Here is a 16,852-nt window from a genome sequence, read left to right on the forward strand (position 1 = left end):
AATCAACAAGACTTGGATCTCCTAATATGAAAGCTGACAATATTAAAGTCAGCATTAATAGTTTCTGGCCAGATGTTATTTTGAATACTTTCGAACACTACGACATTACCTGAATAAATGATATCAAAGAAGATCTAGATGATAACATTTTAAAAGCAATTGCTAACTAGTAGATGTGGTATTGTTATTATGCATTCGCTCTCCATACCACCACATAAGGATACAATTATTTCAGGTGACACTGATCCAGTTGATACCATAAATAATTGGGCAGAGAAGAGCATTAAAAGACTACTGGCTCTAGATTTTGATAAAAGTTCGATAATTATTGATCCTGACATTGGTTTTGGAAAATATCTATATCAGAATATCTCAATTTTACCCAATATAGAGGCATTACAAAATTTTGGCTGCAAAGTTTTAGTGGTCATTCTAGGAAGTCATTTATTTCTTCCTTTTCTACAGAACCTGTCTTTAATCAAGATTTAGAAACAATTTCTGCATAATCGATGTTATAAACAAGGTGATTTCCTCTGATTACATAATGTGCATGATCACATGCGATTTTTGTAACTCAAGATGCCTTACAGGATGGGGTGATGGGAGTAAATAATGAATTGCTCTGGTGTTATCCAAGTGAGTTAAAGCATTTTTGTCAGGTAACTGACAAACAAGTCATTGTTATGGGAAGAAAGACATTTGAAACAGTACCTCAAAGCTTATTAAAGGATCGTATCCCTGTTGTTTTTTCTCGGAACAAGTTAAATTCTTGTTTTAATAAATGTAAACCACAATCCTTACAATCTCTACCTGACAATTAAAGATGAGATCTTGATTCCATCTGCCGGTATTGATGAGTCAAATGGTGACGAAATGTACATTCTATATCAAAAAGATGTTCAAAAAGTGGCTGTATCAATATAGAACTATCTCAAGACAAAACATTGCATAAAATATCTTGGTATCTTGATTACAGATAGTAACGTAACACCTATGCGTCGTGGAGTTACAGCTACCGCTCTTGGTTGGTGTAGGTTTGAACTGCTTATTCTTATATAGGCAAACCTGATCTTTATAATCAACCGCTTAAGGTGATACAAGTCAATCTTCTTGATGCACTGGCAACATCTGCCGTTTTAGTTATGGGGGAAGGGGCAGAATAAACACCAATGGCAATTCTTGAGATGCGCCAAAGGATTTGCTTTCTTATTCATCCATCAACTACAGAAGAAGAGAAAAGTATTAAGATGTCGATGAAAAAGGACTTTTATTCTCCTCTTTTTATAGGAACTTGTTGGTTAAGAATTAGATTTTCCAATCCCACCTTATAGTTAAAATAAACTAGAGAGATACCAAGATCTCTTTTGACTTTAACATTACTTACTTTTTTCGAGCCCAAATAAAAACTCTGTGCATAATCAGGCAGAGAAGAAATCTCTACTGGCTCTGGAACGCTAACATTCAAAAGCTCGGCTGCATATGCTACCACTTCAGATTGCGTAGCAGGTAAATCGTCTGCACAATTGTATATTTCACCAGGTTTTATATTTTGCATGGAAGAGAACAGGATATTTGATATGTCTTCAACGTGAATACGAGAAAAAAGATGTCCTTCTTTTTGTACATTTCTTGCTTTATTAAGCTGTAAATCAACTAGTACGTTTCTACCAGGGCCGTATATTCCAGCCAAGCGGAAAATGTGTACAGGTAACTTACTATTCAGCCACTTTTTTTCGGCTCTAAGGCGGCTTTTTCCTCTGCTTTCTATAGGTTTTGTTTCAGATTCTTCTGTAACCCAGTTACCAGCATGATCACCATAGACACTAGTTGCAGACAAATAGCCAAGCCATTTGGTATTTTGAAAGTAATGACCATATCTCTCCAGCGCATCATCACCATCTGGCGGAATGGAAATTAAAACATGCGTTACGTCTTGAAACGTATCCTTATTTACTTTATCATAATTGAAGAAATGAGTGTTATGTACATCTTGATTTCTTGAAGTGCCGCTAACTTTCCAACTTAGACTTAGTAATTTTTTTGATAGAAACCTAGCTACATATCCATAACCAAAGCAAAATAAGTGCATAGAAATTATTTTTTGAAATTTTTCTTAATAAATTCTACACCTAATTTTATTCCTTCTTTATTAATAAGATGTCCCAGTGCGCGAATTGGGTGTCCTTTAACATTTACCCCATTTTCTTTTAGGGCTTTTACCGTCAAGTCAAGAAAAGAGAAAGGTACCACATTGTCAGCGTCACCATGGATAACACACACGTTAGGTCTTGATTTAATCTTAGATGCAACTCTTGAAGGTGAAAGAAACTTACCAGAATATGCAACAACTGATGCACAACACTGAGGGCGGGTAAGGGCTGTATGTATCGCAAGCATTGCTCCTTGAGAAAACCCAACTAAAGAAAGTTGTGTATCTTTCAAGCTAAACTCTTTTAACTTTGTGTCAATAAAATGATTTACTATCGATGCAGCATTCTTTACTCCATTATATAATACTTCTTCACTGCGATCTTCTAAGCTGAACCATTGGTAACCGTTGCCTATTTCTCTTTTAGACGGAGCATTGGGTGCTACAAAACATGAATTGGGTAAAGACTTACTCATAACTTTAGCAAGATGAACGAAGTTATCGCCACTTGAGCCCCGGCCATGTAAACAAACAATCAAATTTTCCTTACTTCCATCTGTGCAAATTTCTGGACCTTTAAGTTCAATCATTTCTTTTCTTTTTGTATCTATACTCCTATTTAACACTGATTTTTTAATTTGTAAAAACTATATTGATGCAATTATAAAGAGCAAGGTAAATCGTGCTAATTACTTGTGCGAGGATTTATTTAGAGATATATTTCAGTTTATTTAATAAGAACTATGGGCATTGATGATAAAATAATTTTTAGGATTTATAAACCAACAAGAACTGCAACACAGTCTGGTTTGGGCAATACGCGTTTTTGGTATCTAAAAATTGAGCCTGAGTCTTACTATATTGAACCTCTGATGGGGTGGGTTGGCTCAAAAAACCCAAAAAAACAGATTGTGCTAAAATTTGATTCCCTTGAAAAAGCAGTATTATATGCAGAAAAGTGCAGTATTAAATATATAGTTGAAATGCCAAAAGATGTTAAGAGACGTCCGAAATCTTACGCGAGTAATTTCACACCGAAGTAAGTTCTATTGGTGTAGTAGCTTAGATTCTACAGATACTCCTAAAATGATGTTATTCAGGTAGCTCACAGAAATGCAAAAAAACTACTTGACAAACCTTGCAGCCCTATAGCACTAAAGGTATTCAGTTATCTTCAATCTGTGCAAGTTAAATGACAAAGTATTACGTAATTGGCGTCTTATGTTTAATTTTTTGCACTATATGTACCTTATGCCTTCACAACATTTCTAGGTTTTTACCTATATAAGTTGAAACTCGCTTATAAAGTGTTTAGGACAGTGTAATATGCCAATTTGCAGGATTAGAGAGTAAATACTATCTATCACGAGATATCTTTTGCTTTTTTTCGCTTTAGTAAATTTCTTAAAGTTGTATCTATTCAGTAGTGTAGTAGAAAGAAACATTATGAAGGATTTAAAAAAGCCTACTTTTCACCATTGAGCACACCCTATCTTCTGGGAATAGCTATGAGATAACGATTTCAAACGTAAAGAAGTTGGATATTTGTGCAGAGTAGTATATAATTTTCTTAATTGCGTTTACTATGGTTTTCTCCAAGTTTTTTGATCAGAAAAATAGTTTCGCGTTCCATCGTATCTTTGGCACTGAAAAAAATAAAGATATTCTCATTCATTTTTTTAATGATATTCTAGGTCTCACTGGTGAAGCTGAAGTAAAGGATGTGAACTTTTTAAGTTACGTTCAAAACCCTGGAATTGCCGCTAAAAAAGAGAGTATTGTTGATGTACTATATAGAGATTCTATAGGTGTTCAATTTATTTGCAAAATGCAGGTCACTAAAATCACTGGCTTTTAAAAGCACGCACAATATTATGCTGCCAAAACTTATTTAAGTCAAGCTGATGTAGGTAAACAATATCAAGATCTTAAAGGAGTTATATTTATTGCTATTACTGATTTTGTTCTATTTCTTAACAAATTAGCCTACAAATCAGGTTACGTTGCTCTTGGTCAGACTACTTATGAACATGATCTGAAGGACTTTAGTTTTACTTTCATAGAATTACTGAAATTTCCAAAAACAAAAGAGGACCAATTAGAAAATGTAGTTGAAAAGTGGTGTTATTTCTTTAAGTATGCAAGCGAGAGCAGTGAAGGGAGTCTAGAGAAAATAATAGGAAGTGATGTAATTATTGGTAGAGCTTATAATGAATTGAACAAATATAATTAGGGTGAAGAAAAGCAGTTTACGTGTGATCAAGCTAAGAAACATAATGATAATTATCTTTCTTGCCTTGAACAAAAGTTTAACGAAGGAAAGATTGAAGTTGCAAAAAATCTACTTAAAGCTAGCATATCTATCAAGTTAATAACTGAGTCTACTAATCTTCCTCAAGCCGAAATTGCATAACTCAAATAAGAAGTCACTAATTGATCTGCGTGAAATTGTGATTTGCAGGTGATGTCATTCCGGGCGGAAGAAATCTACAGTTCATTTATATATTTTTTAATCTCAGCTGCAATTTTATCCGATTGACTTTCATCTGAATTTAGATCGGCTGCAAAGTGCGCAACATACTTTCCCCCAGGACCAATGAGATATATTATTGAAGAATGATTGATTCCCTCTTCTCCACCAACTTTGCTAGTGTATACTTTATAATTTGCAATTACTTCATCTATTTTTTTTCTTTCACCAGTTAACATTTGTATCCTATAGTCAAATTGCCGCTGAAATTCTTTGAGTTTTTCTGTGCTATCGCATTCAGGGTCAACTGTTATGAAAAATGTTTGTAGCTTGTCACTGGTTTTCTCATCTAGTTTTGCAAGTGTTTCTGAAATTATCCCAAGATTCATAGGACAAATCTTTTTACATGAAGAAAACCCGAAGAAAATCATCATATACTTATCTTTAAAATCATTACTGCGTATAACCTTCCCATCTTGATTGATTAAAGAAAAATCTCCGCCTATTTTAACTTCTGCGTTGTGAATTACTGCTGGAGCAAATATACCTTTTTTAGTGAAATAACAATAACCGAGAAAAATGACTGATAATGCTACTAATATACTAGATAATAACCTTACAAACTTTATCATTGGAACACCTTGGATAAAATGAGATTATATCTTCATTAATTAACTTATTCAATACGTTCTTTCCAAAGTGGATTGTCAATTTTACCTAACAACTTCCTGTGTTCATTAATTTCTTCATTACTTGGTGAATGTTCTCTGCAAGTTAAGTTACGCACTTTATGCTGAATGAATACAGAGTTATGATCTTGCTTGCACTCATTGTCAAACAGAAAAGTTTGTAATCCTCCTGTAAGTTCAACATACACCTTTGCAAGCAATTTAGCATCAGTTAGTGCTCCGTGCAATTCTCTATTCTCTAATGATATATCGAAACGCTTACATAATGCACTTAAAGAAGCGGGTGACCCTACAAACTTCTTTCTTGCAAGTGGCAATGTGTCTAGCACTCTATCTGAAGAAATTAACCTAGCGTTCAACTTGCCTAACTCCATGTTAAGGAACTTAACATCAAATTCAGCGTTGTGAATTATCAAAATATCACCAGATATGAAGTCAAGAAATTCAAATACAACATCCGAAAATAATGGTTTATCTTCTAAAAATTCTTCACTAATGCCATGAATTTTAAATGAATGGTAAGGTATATCTCTTTCTGGATTAAGATATTTATGAAATACTTTGCCTGTTGGAATACGATTGATTAATTCCACACATCCTATTTCAATAATGCGATGACCGGATTCGATGTCAAGGCCGGTTGTTTCAGTATCAAGTACTATTTCGCGTAATTTATTTTCCATGTTAAATAAAATTTAATCATACTTTCCGTTCGTTTTATCGTCACCTGCTTTTTTATAATTTATGGAAGTAAGCAACCAGCTTGGGTTTGATGAAGTAACATTCTTTTTAAATTGCCATACATCCTCAACTTTATTGATAGTGGATGTGCTACCTGATATGACATCTCCCTTGTCGTTCTTGACAAAATTAATTTGTTCTGAAAGGAAATATACTGCAATAAATACTACATTTTTTACTAGCTTTATTTCTAAAATCTTTTGTGAAACGATAGAAACAATTATAGACTCGTATATCTCTCTACGTTGTTTAATCTTCCCTGCAAAGTTATTATATAAGTCTTTATCTAAGAGAGGTTTTAACTGAGATAAATTCCCTTGGTTGAAATATTTTATTATTAATTCGAAAACTACGCCTGAACCTTCCATAAAATGGGAAATGGAAAAATCTTTGTTTTTTTGTAATATTTGCTCGTAAGTAGCTTTTATTGGATCTTTATCGTTGCTATCAATGTAATCTTCAATATTCTCTACTACATCTTCTCTAACTTGGCTTATATCCAGTACACTAGTCAGTTTTTTTAGGTTGAGGCTTGTTGATCTTCCTAAAGAATTGTATAAACGTGAAAAAACGAATGCAGCTAGTAAAGCATATATTACGAGTTCTATCATAGTAACTCAACTCCTTAGTATACAAAATATCTTAACATTATTAATGAAGATGTGCTTACCCTGTACTAATCTATAATTAGGTTTGCTATTAGCTTGTAAATGGTTTATTGTACAAGAAAGTATTAAATGCTTCAACTTAATTATAGGGAGACGTAGGAAATGTCACAACAAAAAATGAGAATTCACAATCAATATGTTAAAGATCTATCGCTTGAAAACCCAAATTCACCATTCCTTTCTCTAAAAGAAGTCCCCAATATTGATGTAATGGTTAATGTCAATTCAATGAAATTAGAAGGATCTGAAGGCACAGAAGGGGAAAGTGAAGAAAAATCTTTCCATGAAATTACTTTGCATATAGAAGCTAAAGCGATGGTAAAAGATGAAAACATAAAAGATGGTATTGCTTTCATCTGTGAAACAAAATACTGTGGTATTTTTTCAGTAGAAAACTTTGCGGAGCTAAGTGCAGAAGAGGTAAATCGAGCCTTATTTATTGGCGGGCCTACTTTTCTTTTCCCTTTCGCACGAGAAGTAATTGCAAGAGTTACAAGCAGTGGTGGATTTCCCCCACTGATGCTAGATCCTATAGATTTTGAAGCCATGTATGAACAGCAAAGTCAACAACAAAAAAGCAATGCTAGTAATGAAAATTTTAACTGATACAACGCTATTTTTGTCATTCCAGTGTCAAAGGTGGTTAACGCTGCACACTTGCTATTTTAATGCAACACGGAGAATTTATATAGTCATGTACATGATACCGGAATAACATTATTGTGGGTAATAGATACTTTTCACTCAAATAATGGTTATGTAAGATGAATAACTCTTTAAATTCAAAAACAACTTTAAACGTTAGCGGAAAGTCATACGGCTACTTCAGTCTTAACGCTGCTAGTAAATTTTTAGGAATAGATCTAACCAAATTGCCTTGTTCACTCAAGGTATTGCTTGAAAATTTATTGCGTAATGAAGATGAAGTGAACGTAAAGTTAGATGACATAAAAACACTAGCAGGTTGTGTCAAGAAACATGTCAATCACGAAATTAGCTATAAACCAGCAAGAGTATTGATGCAGGATTTTACAGGAGTTCCTGCCATTGTTGATTTAGCCTCAATGCGTAGTTATGTAAAAAAAAATGGGGGTAATCCAAGTAAAATCAATCCATCTGTGCCTGTTGATCTTGTGATCGACCATTCTGTTCAAGTAGATAGTTATGGAAATACTTCTGCATTTAGTAAAAACGTTGAATTGGAAATAAAAAGAAATTTGGAGAGATATCAATTTTTAAAGTGGGGAGAATCATCGTTCACAAATTTTAGAGTAGTGCCACCTGGTACAGGAATTTGTCACCAAGTGAACCTCGAATATTTAGCGCAAGTTGTATGTAACGAAAGTGGAGTTGTGTATCCTGACACCTTAGTAGGTACAGATAGCCACACTACAATGGTTAATGGTCTATCGGTCCTTGGTTGGGGTGTTGGCGGAATAGAAGCTGAGTCCGTGATGATTGGTCAACCGATTAGTATGGTAATTCCAGAGATAGTAGGATTTAAATTAATGGGAAGGCTTCCAGAGGGAGTAACTGCAACTGACCTGGTACTGACAATCACAAATATCTTAAGAGCAAAGGGCGTTGTTGGTAAGTTTGTGGAATTTTATGGTGATGGTTTAGATTACCTATCCTTGGCAGATAGAGCAACTATAGCCAACATGGCTCCAGAGTATGGTGCAACCTGTGGATTTTTTCCAATCGATCAGAAAACACTAGATTATTTAAGCTTAACAGGAAGACCAGAAGGGTTAATCAAGTTAGTTGAAGTCTATGCAAAAGAGCAAGGACTGTGGCGCAGCGGTGAAGAATTAGCGTTTTTTGACATATTGGAGCTTGACTTATCAGGCGTAGAGCCAGTGATGGCTGGTCCCAAGAGACCACAGGATAAGGTTTCTCTCTCACAAGTAGCAGAGTCTTTTTCTACATCATTTTCAGTTGATGAATCAAAGGAAAATGATAAGCTTCAAAACGGAAGTGTAGTTATCGCTGCAATAACAAGCTGCACCAATACCTCAAATCCAAGTGTGATGATTGCTGCTGGTCTTATAGCCCGTAAAGCAATAAAATTCGGTATAAAATCAAAACCTTGGGTTAAAACCTCTCTTGCCCCGGGATCACAAGTTGTAACAGAATATTTAGAAAAATCAGGATTACAGAAAAATCTAAATACTCTAGGCTTTAATTTGGTTGGGTACGGTTGTACAACTTGTATTGGAAATTCTGGTCCACTTAATAAAGATATAGAGGATGATATTAAAAACAAAAATTTGACCGTTGCTGCGGTTTTATCCGGTAATCGTAATTTTGAAGGGAGAATCCATCCTTTAGTCAAGGCTAATTACTTAGCATCTCCGCCACTTGTTATTGTATACGCACTTGCAGGTACTGTGCAGATTGACCTAACAAAAGATTCTATATGCAAAGACAAAAATGGAAATAACGTCTATCTCAAAGATATATGGCCAACGAACAATGAAATTGAGGACTGTGTTAAAAGTATTGTGACGTGTGAGATGTTCATACAAAAGTATAAGGATGTTTTTTCTGGTGACGAACATTGGCAAAAGATAAAGTGTGAGAGAAGTGAAATTTACAACTGGGACACGAAAAGCACTTACATACAGAATCCTCCTTATTTTGATGATTTATTAGCTGGAAATGATAAAGATAATGTAGTTGATATAAAAAATGCACGAGTACTAGCAATGTTTGGTGATAGTGTAACCACAGACCACATTTCTCCCGCTGGAAATATTGCCTCAAATAGTCCTGCAGGTATATATTTAAAAAATCTTGGAATTGAACCACAGAATTTCAATTCATATGGGTCTCGTCGTGGTAACCACAACGTGATGATGCGTGGGGCCTTTGCTAATATCAGAATAAAAAACGAAATGATTAGCAATGAAGGCGGCTATACAAAACATATTCCTTCTCAAGAGACTATGTCAATTTTTGACACAGCAATGCGTTACAAAGAAGAAGCTGTTCCATTGGTTGTTATTGCAGGGAAAGAATATGGCACAGGTTCAAGCAGAGATTGGGCAGCAAAGGGTACTTTGTTGCTAGGAATTAAAGCTGTGATTGCAGAAAGCTTCGAACGCATACACAGATCAAACTTGGTCGGCATGGGTGTTCTTCCGCTTATATTTCAAGGCGGAGTGACCAGAAAGATATTTGATAGTAGTGAGATTATAAGCATAAAGGGTGAAATAGTACCAAGTGGGAATCTAGAATGTATCATTAAAAGAAAAGACAATTCGGAGCAATCAATTCAACTAAAATGCTGTGTGCAAACTGCAACTGAGGTGAAATACTTAATGAGCGGTGGAGTGTTAAGTTACATACTTGCACAGTCCTCTTGACTTAGTGAAGTTATCGCAGTAGATAGTAGACTTTTTTAGTCGATCCTAGCCCTTTATATAAATAATAATTTATTCTACGCAAGGTTATGGTATAATTCTACCTTACATATGGTAAAGGGTGTTTTGTAGATAATTATATATGATCAGCTCTATACAAGAACCTAACGAATTAAGAAAACGTTTGCAGGGGTTTTATCGTACTGATGAAAAAAGCTATACGCGTTATCTTGTAGAAAAAATAGAGCTTTCTGCTGATTCGAAAAATAGGATTTACAATGTTGCAAAACAAGTTGTTGAAAAAATTAAAGGCAGCAAATTAGATGTCATAGATTCTTTTATGCAGCAGTATTCGCTTTCCAGTGACGAAGGAGTAGCACTAATGTGTCTTGCTGAGTCACTACTTAGAATACCAGATGATTATACAATAGATGAGCTAATCAAAGATAAAATTGCCAATCAAGAATGGAGTAAACACTTAGGGCGTTCTTCTTCATTATTTGTTAATGCTTCTACATGGAGCTTGATGATAGGAAGTAGTGTATTAAGAGGCAATGAAGAAGGTCCGAAATTCTATCACGTAATTTCTAAACTACTCAAAAATTTTGGAGAGCCAATAATCCGCAAGGCAGTGAAGCAAGCGATGCTGATGCTTGGTAAGCACTTTATTGTTGGAGAAACTATAGAAGAAGCATTGGAGAGTGTAAGGTCGGATAGCCATAGCAAATTTTTATGCTCTTTTAGTATACTTGGTGAAACCGCTCACACAGCTGAGAATGCTGAAGAATATTTTAACTCGTATATGCATGCAATAAAAGCTATAGGTGAATCCACTGACACAAGCGATTGTTTTAAGTCACATGGAATTTCAATCAAGTTTTCTTCATTGCATCCACGTTATGAATTCTGTCAATTCGGTAATATAGCCGAAGAGCTGAGGACTAAGGTATTGGAACTTTGTCATGAAGCAAAAAAGTATAATATTTCATTATGTATAGATGCAGAAGAGTCAGAAAGACTTGAGATGTCATTAGTTTTATTCGAGCAATTGCGTCTTGATGAGTCACTTTCACAGTGGGAAGGACTTGGCTTAGCTGTGCAAGCGTATCAAAAACGTGCTTTGTCTGTTCTTGACTTTGTTGAAGATGTTGCTATTCGATCAAAGCATAAAATTATGGTAAGACTTGTGAAAGGAGCATATTGGGACTCAGAAATCAAGCGCACACAAGAGTTGGGGTTAAGTAGTTACCCAGTATTTACTAGAAAAAGCTACACTGATGTATGCTACCTTGCCTGTGCGCGGAAACTTTTGAGTAAGACAAGTCACTTTTATCCATGCTTTGGAACTCATAATGCTTATACTTTTGCTACTATAGTAGAGCTCGCTGATAAAAATCATCCTGGATTTGAGTTCCAACGCTTACACGGAATAGGTAAGAATTTATATGATTATGCAATGTCAGAACTTGCAACAAGTATCAATTGTCGTATATATGCACCGGTTGGTAAACATAGTGATTTATTGCCATACCTTATTAGACGCCTTCTTGAAAACGGAGCTAATAGCTCATTTGTCAATCAAATAAATGATTCTGATGTTAAAATTGAAGAGTTAGTTTCAGATCCATTAGAAAAAGCTAAAAGCTTAGGGTATGAACCTCACTCAAGCATTCCATTACCACAAGATATTTTTGGAGAGGAAAGAAAGAACTCCTTAGGAATGGATATTGGCGATTCAGTTACAGTTTCACAATTTGCAAATGATATAAAAGAATTGAGTGGGAGGAAATGGCAGGTTGGACCAATAATTAATGGAGAGTCGCTGTTTGACAGTGCTAAATTTACCGAAGTGGTTAATCCAGCACACTTGGAAAACGTAATTGGGGAAGTGTCAAATACAACTGGCTATCAGGCTTTAAATGCTCTTGAAGTAGCCCATAGTGCTTTTATTAAGTGGCAGAATGTTTCAGCAGAAAAGCGTACTGGGTACCTTGAAAAAGCTGCAGATTTGCTTGAAGAAAAGATGAAAGAATTGATTTACATTCTAATCGTGGAAGCAGGGAAAGTTCTATCCGACGCAATAACAGAAGTAAGAGAAGCAGTAGACTTTTTGCGTTACTATGCGATAATAGCAAGAAATGAACTGAATAATTGGAAAAAACTGCAAGGCCCGACAGGCGAAGATAACTTCATCTTTTTTGAGGGTAGAGGAGTTTTTTTATGCATATCACCATGGAATTTTCCACTTGCTATCTTCATTGGGCAGGTTTCAGCTGCACTTGCAGCAGGTAATGCAGTACTGGCAAAACCAGCAGAGCAAACGCCGATTATTGCCTATGAAGCTGTTAAGATATTACACGAAGCTGGGATACCAAAAGATGTACTGCATCTTATTCCAGGAGATGGTCAATATTTAGGTAAAACACTAGTGCCAGATAATAGAATCTCTGGTGTAGCTTTTACTGGTTCAACACAAACTGCTCAAATGATTAATAGAATGCTTGCTAGCAGGAATGGTCCCATCGTGCCATTTATTGCTGAAACTGGCGGATTAAATGCTATGATTGTTGACAGCTCTGCTCTCTTGGAGCAAGTGACTGTAGATGTTCTGCTTTCTGCATTTCGCAGCGCTGGCCAACTTTGTTCTGCACTTAGGGTGCTATTTATTCAAGAAGATATAGCAGAAAAACAGATAAAAATGATATGTGATGCGGCTCAAGAGTTAAAGGTTGGTGATCCGATACAACTTAGCACTGATATTGGTCCAATAATTGACAAAGCATCTATTGATGTGCTGACTAAGTATACGGAGAAGATGTCAGGAGATAGGGATTCAAGCCTTTTATCCAAGGTGCCTATGGATACAAATTCTCATAACGGTCATTTCTTTTCTCCATATATTTATGAGATACAGAAGATTTCGCAATTAAAACAAGAAGTGTTTGGCCCTATTTTGCATATCATACGTTTTAATAAGTCACAATTGAATGGAGTTATAAGCGATATAAATAATACAGGATATGGGCTTACTTTTTCTTTGCAGAGCCGCATACAAAATCAAATCGATTCAATAAGCAAAAAAATATCAGTTGGAAATGTGTACATCAACCGCGATCAAGTAGGTGCAGTAGTTGGCGTGCAACCATTTGGCGGTAGAGGACTATCTGGCACTGGACCGAAAGCTGGAGGTCCTCATTATTTGCAGCGTTTTTCTACAGAAAAAGTTGTAAGTGTAAACACTGCAGCATTTGGCGGTAACACTAAACTTATGTGCTTGGATTGATTCACAGATGTCTTTCTCTTTAATAGGATGAAATATTCATTAGACTTAGGGGTGATGGTTTGTATCCTGCGTACCTTTCAAATTCAAGCTCCATATCAGTAAGTTTGCTTTGCAGCGGTAAAAGTAGATTACCGCATGCATCTATATATTCAGGAAGAGATCGCATCAAGTTCATGTAGTTTTCTTTAAATTGGGTTTGACCTGTGTCATCTTGGCTAGCACTTTGTTTCTCGCTATCTTGCATATAAAGGACGATTCTATCAGGTACTACCATAGTTTTTATATAATTAATAGAGCAACTATCAGTTTTAGCTTCAGTATTTTCAGGCAGTGCATTACCTTCGTATTCCATATGTTTAGGTAATCCATTTTTCATTTCTTCCTCTGACCTTTTTCTTATTATTTTCTCTTTTAAATTAGCTTCAGTTTCTTCTGGGCTCTTTACAGGTACTACAATGTTATTTTTTTCACCTTCACTGTTATATCCTTCATCTTTTGAGACCTCATCTCCTAGAACTTTGTTTTTTTGGAGTACGAGTTTTAGTAGGCTCGAATTTCTTAGCTATTATTTTATGAGTTAGTGAAAGCAGTAAGTGAGTGACTATGGCAGCGAAAATAACAATGGCTATTTTTGCAGCAATATGGATTGCTGTTAAAAATATTAAAGCTGACAGAGCTCCAGCTAAAGCAGACTTAACTGCTTTACTTTTGCCTTTTGTTATGCTTGAAATTGCCACCATAATAATCCATCAAATACTGTTCTAGTATTACTGTGCGAAGCTTCTTTTGTAATTGTAATTTTGTGATAATTTTAATATCTAATATTAATATTTTAAAGATTATATAAGAGTTAATTAATATATAATGTATCTCGGCTATAATGTTGTACAAAAGTATGTATGTTCAATAAAATATCAATATGAAAAGCTTACTTATAGAGAGGAATAGGACGGTAATATTGTTGCTTATAGTAATTTTTATTTTTGGTTCATACGCCTATATAAAAATGCCAAGAGAAAGCAACCCTGACATACAAATTTCTATATCAGTGTGTTCGTCAGACTCCCTGGGATTTCCGTTGAAGATAGTGAGAAGTTATTAGCTATTCCAATAGAAAATGAACTGAGGTCTATAGAAGGAGTTGAGGAATAAAAGCCCTAGCAACTAGTGATGGTGCACATATAATACTTAAATTTGGCACAGAGTATAGTAATAAGGAAGTGCTAGATAATGTTCATTCAAAATTTTCGAACATAAAATCGAAGCTACTTGTTGAAGTAGGGCCTCCGATAATCAGCGAAATAAATTTAAGCTTATTTCCTATACTAAATGTTGGATTAATTAGTAATTCACCAGAGAGGACTTTAACTGAGGTAGCGCATAATTTGAAAAAAGAAATAGAAATCTCCGCCAAGTGTTCTCAAAGTTGAAATGGCAGGTAGCGTAAGGAAATAGTAGAAGTAATAGTTGAATCTACAGCCCTAACAAAATACACCATTCAATCAGATGAAATATTTTATGCTATATCAAGCAATACTAAACTAGTAGAAGCTGGCTCACTTGACAACGATACAAGCAAATTCTCGATTAGAATATCAGGGTTATTAAAAGACGTAGAAGATATTATGAACATTCTTATCAGGTCTCAAGGTAATGCAGTTTTGAAAATAAAGAACATAGCAAAAGTGTACCCTAGATTTGAAGACCACAAAGAATTTGCTCATATCAATGGGCTGTCTAGTATAGTATTAGAAATTTCAAAACGTAATGGAAAAAACATAATAGATACAGTAAATTAAGTAAAATACTTAGTGGATAAGGCACGAGACCAGCTGCCTAAAAATCTAAAAGTGGTGTATTTAAACGACCAGTCAAAGATGTCCGTAGTATTGGATGACCGGAAAACTGCATAATATTTGCCGTATTGTTGATATCGATCGTAATAATATTCTCTATGGGAACAAGGATTGCTATCCTTGTAGCACTTTCGATACCTGGCTCTTTTCTTATTGGAATAATAGCCCTTTACTTCATGAGCATAACTTTAAATATTATCGTACTTTTTAGTTTAATTATGGCGATTGGTATGCTAGTTGATGATGCAATTGTAGTCAACGAATATGCTGGTAGAAAGATGATCTGTGGAATGGACAAAGTAGAAGCCTTTCATACCGCAGTCCATAATATGTTCTGCCCAGTTCTATCATCAACTTTGACAAAATTAGCAGTGTTTTTTCCTCTACTATTGTGGCCTAATGCAGTCGGTAAGTTTATGCAGTGTATACCAATTACAATAATTCTAACTCTGGCTGGTTCGCTCATTATGGCTTTGGTTTTCATACCAATACTTAGTTCAATGTTTGACAAGCCTTCAGGGCTTCAAAAGAGGAAGTTGAAAAAATGAATGCAATAGAAAGTGGTGAGATAAAGAATACTGGACCTGTAATAAGAGCTTACATACTCATATTAGAGAAAGTTTAGACCATCCTAAAAAATTTGTGTGTGCTGTGTATTAGTTTTATTTTCGTTTAGTGTGTTGTACTTTACCTTTGGCCCTGGAGTAAAGTTTTTTTCGAAGGTGGACTCAGACAATATCTTAATTAGTGTTAAAGCAAAAGAAAGCTTATCAACCAAAGAACGAGATCTGGTACTTAGAAAAGTAGGGGATCGTGCTTTTTAAATATGAAGAAGGAAGTTAGAGTTTTCTATGCTAAGTCAGGATTATTTGGTGATAGTGTTGTTGCCAGAATTCGATTGGAACTTGTGAATTGGCGTTTTAGGCGCAAAGTTAGGTTATATTAGATGATATGAGAGGCAGTGTGTAGGGTATGAAAGGAGTAATAATTGATCTCCAAGGAGAGAAGTTAGGGCCATCGGCTGATAAGCCAATACAAATTAATCTTAGCGGAGACGTGTCTGGCTTGGATTTAGCAGCAGAGAAAATTCTAAAATTATGGACCAACCTTTATCAGGGTTTGTAAATATTCAAGACAGCAGATCAACACCTGCAGTAAAATGGAACATGAGTATTGACAAAAATAAGGCTACAAGTTCTGGGGTAAGTGTTGCAACTATTGGCGACTTTATAAAAATGATTACAAATGGAGTATTCATTGGAAAATATAGGTCAAATAACCTGGATAGAGAAATCGACATTGTACTTTGCTTTCCTGAAAAGGATCGCAACATGAAGACTGTGGAAAATCTTTTCATTAATACGGCTAACAGCCTGTACCCTATGAGCAACATAGTAAAATATGCTCCAGAAAAAAAGATAAATAAACTGAGTAGGATTAATGGATTACGCACAGTAACAATCTCTGCTGATGTTGACCCTGGTCATTTAGTTGATGAAAGGGTTAAGTTCATTCAAAATTCAATTGCTCGAGATTGGAACAAGTAAGTTTAAATTGACTTTAAAGGTGATAGAGAAGATCAACAAAAATCAAAAGCCTTTTTGTTAAAGGCTTTTATATTGGCAATTACA

General features: G+C 35.1%; 16 protein-coding genes and 2 pseudogenes. 12 read left to right on the plus strand and 6 right to left on the minus strand.

The window, feature by feature from the left end; all coding sequences use genetic code 11:
• Positions 1 to 189 precede the first annotated feature (189 nt).
• Both CCY16_RS06175 and CCY16_RS02915 read left to right on the plus strand, forming a co-directional pair.
• Positions 190 to 489 (plus strand): dihydropteroate synthase, encoded by a 300-nt coding sequence (locus CCY16_RS06175; protein WP_245800740.1) that lies wholly within the window; start codon positions 190 to 192, stop codon positions 487 to 489.
• Positions 490 to 599: 110 nt separating this feature from the next.
• Positions 600 to 782, plus strand: a pseudogene (locus CCY16_RS02915) (dihydrofolate reductase); the annotation flags it as partial.
• A gap of 485 nt (positions 783 to 1,267) precedes the next feature.
• On the opposite strand, the gene CCY16_RS02925 reads toward CCY16_RS02915, so the two are convergent.
• Together CCY16_RS02925 and CCY16_RS02930 are read right to left on the minus strand one after the other, a co-directional pair.
• Positions 1,268 to 2,089 carry an SDR family oxidoreductase gene (locus CCY16_RS02925; RefSeq protein ID WP_088414831.1) on the minus strand — a complete coding sequence of 274 codons (822 nt, stop codon included), beginning with the start codon at positions 2,087 to 2,089 and terminating at the stop codon, positions 1,268 to 1,270.
• A 5-nt stretch (positions 2,090 to 2,094) separates the two neighbouring features.
• Positions 2,095 to 2,739, minus strand: a complete 645-nt coding sequence (locus CCY16_RS02930) for an alpha/beta hydrolase (protein WP_088414851.1) — start codon at positions 2,737 to 2,739, stop codon at positions 2,095 to 2,097.
• A 153-nt stretch (positions 2,740 to 2,892) separates the two neighbouring features.
• Here CCY16_RS02930 and CCY16_RS02935 point away from each other — a divergent pair, with 153 nt between their 5' ends.
• The gene (locus CCY16_RS02935; protein ID WP_088414833.1) at positions 2,893 to 3,192 is read left to right on the plus strand and encodes an ETC complex I subunit; all 300 of its coding nucleotides are present in this window, start codon (positions 2,893 to 2,895) and stop codon (positions 3,190 to 3,192) included.
• A gap of 542 nt (positions 3,193 to 3,734) precedes the next feature.
• Positions 3,735 to 4,562: pseudogene (locus CCY16_RS02940) on the plus strand (Rpn family recombination-promoting nuclease/putative transposase).
• Between the two features lie 74 nt (positions 4,563 to 4,636).
• On the opposite strand, the gene CCY16_RS02945 reads toward CCY16_RS02940, so the two are convergent.
• The 3 genes from CCY16_RS02945 to CCY16_RS02955 are packed head-to-tail and all read right to left on the minus strand — an operon-like array spanning position 4,637 to position 6,660.
• Positions 4,637 to 5,251, minus strand: coding sequence for an SCO family protein (locus tag CCY16_RS02945; RefSeq protein ID WP_088414835.1), 615 nt, complete (start codon positions 5,249 to 5,251; stop codon positions 4,637 to 4,639).
• A 44-nt stretch (positions 5,252 to 5,295) separates the two neighbouring features.
• Positions 5,296 to 5,991 carry a DNA polymerase III subunit epsilon gene (gene dnaQ, locus CCY16_RS02950; RefSeq protein ID WP_088414837.1) on the minus strand — a complete coding sequence of 232 codons (696 nt, stop codon included), beginning with the start codon at positions 5,989 to 5,991 and terminating at the stop codon, positions 5,296 to 5,298.
• Positions 5,992 to 6,003: 12 nt separating this feature from the next.
• Positions 6,004 to 6,660: a Tim44/TimA family putative adaptor protein gene (locus tag CCY16_RS02955; RefSeq protein WP_088414839.1), complete on the minus strand. Its 657-nt coding sequence runs from the start codon at positions 6,658 to 6,660 to the stop codon at positions 6,004 to 6,006.
• A 159-nt stretch (positions 6,661 to 6,819) separates the two neighbouring features.
• Between CCY16_RS02955 and secB the strand changes: the two genes are divergently transcribed.
• From secB to putA, 3 genes are all read left to right on the plus strand, one after another.
• Positions 6,820 to 7,323, plus strand: a complete 504-nt coding sequence (secB, locus tag CCY16_RS02960; RefSeq protein ID WP_088414841.1) for a protein-export chaperone SecB — start codon at positions 6,820 to 6,822, stop codon at positions 7,321 to 7,323.
• Positions 7,324 to 7,481: 158 nt separating this feature from the next.
• Entirely contained in the window at positions 7,482 to 10,085 is a 2,604-nt protein-coding gene (acnA, locus tag CCY16_RS02965) for an aconitate hydratase AcnA (protein ID WP_088414843.1), read from the plus strand.
• 139 nt (positions 10,086 to 10,224) lie between these two features.
• A complete protein-coding gene (gene putA, locus CCY16_RS02970; RefSeq protein WP_088414845.1) occupies positions 10,225 to 13,365 on the plus strand; it encodes a bifunctional proline dehydrogenase/L-glutamate gamma-semialdehyde dehydrogenase PutA in 3,141 nt (1,046 codons plus the stop codon).
• 19 nt (positions 13,366 to 13,384) lie between these two features.
• On the opposite strand, the gene CCY16_RS02975 is transcribed toward putA, so the two are convergent.
• Positions 13,385 to 13,741 (minus strand): hypothetical protein, encoded by a 357-nt coding sequence (locus CCY16_RS02975; RefSeq protein ID WP_088414847.1) that lies wholly within the window; start codon positions 13,739 to 13,741, stop codon positions 13,385 to 13,387.
• 227 nt (positions 13,742 to 13,968) lie between these two features.
• On the opposite strand from CCY16_RS02975, the gene CCY16_RS05550 reads away from it, so the two are divergent.
• The 5 genes from CCY16_RS05550 (at position 13,969) to CCY16_RS06190 (ending at position 16,768) form a co-directional block, all read left to right on the plus strand.
• Entirely contained in the window at positions 13,969 to 14,130 is a 162-nt protein-coding gene (locus tag CCY16_RS05550; protein WP_179946040.1) for a hypothetical protein, read from the plus strand.
• Between the two features lie 455 nt (positions 14,131 to 14,585).
• Positions 14,586 to 14,795: a hypothetical protein gene (locus CCY16_RS06180; protein WP_245800741.1), complete on the plus strand. Its 210-nt coding sequence runs from the start codon at positions 14,586 to 14,588 to the stop codon at positions 14,793 to 14,795.
• Between the two features lie 81 nt (positions 14,796 to 14,876).
• Positions 14,877 to 15,164, plus strand: coding sequence for an efflux RND transporter permease subunit (locus tag CCY16_RS06675; protein WP_281250506.1), 288 nt, complete (start codon positions 14,877 to 14,879; stop codon positions 15,162 to 15,164).
• A 113-nt stretch (positions 15,165 to 15,277) separates the two neighbouring features.
• Positions 15,278 to 15,769 carry an efflux RND transporter permease subunit gene (locus CCY16_RS06680; RefSeq protein ID WP_281250507.1) on the plus strand — a complete coding sequence of 164 codons (492 nt, stop codon included), beginning with the start codon at positions 15,278 to 15,280 and terminating at the stop codon, positions 15,767 to 15,769.
• A gap of 549 nt (positions 15,770 to 16,318) precedes the next feature.
• The gene (locus tag CCY16_RS06190; RefSeq protein WP_245800742.1) at positions 16,319 to 16,768 is read left to right on the plus strand and encodes an efflux RND transporter permease subunit; all 450 of its coding nucleotides are present in this window, start codon (positions 16,319 to 16,321) and stop codon (positions 16,766 to 16,768) included.
• The last annotated feature ends 84 nt before the right edge of the window (positions 16,769 to 16,852 follow it).

It is taken from the genome of Wolbachia endosymbiont of Wuchereria bancrofti, assembly GCF_002204235.2.
Classification (GTDB): domain Bacteria; phylum Pseudomonadota; class Alphaproteobacteria; order Rickettsiales; family Anaplasmataceae; genus Wolbachia.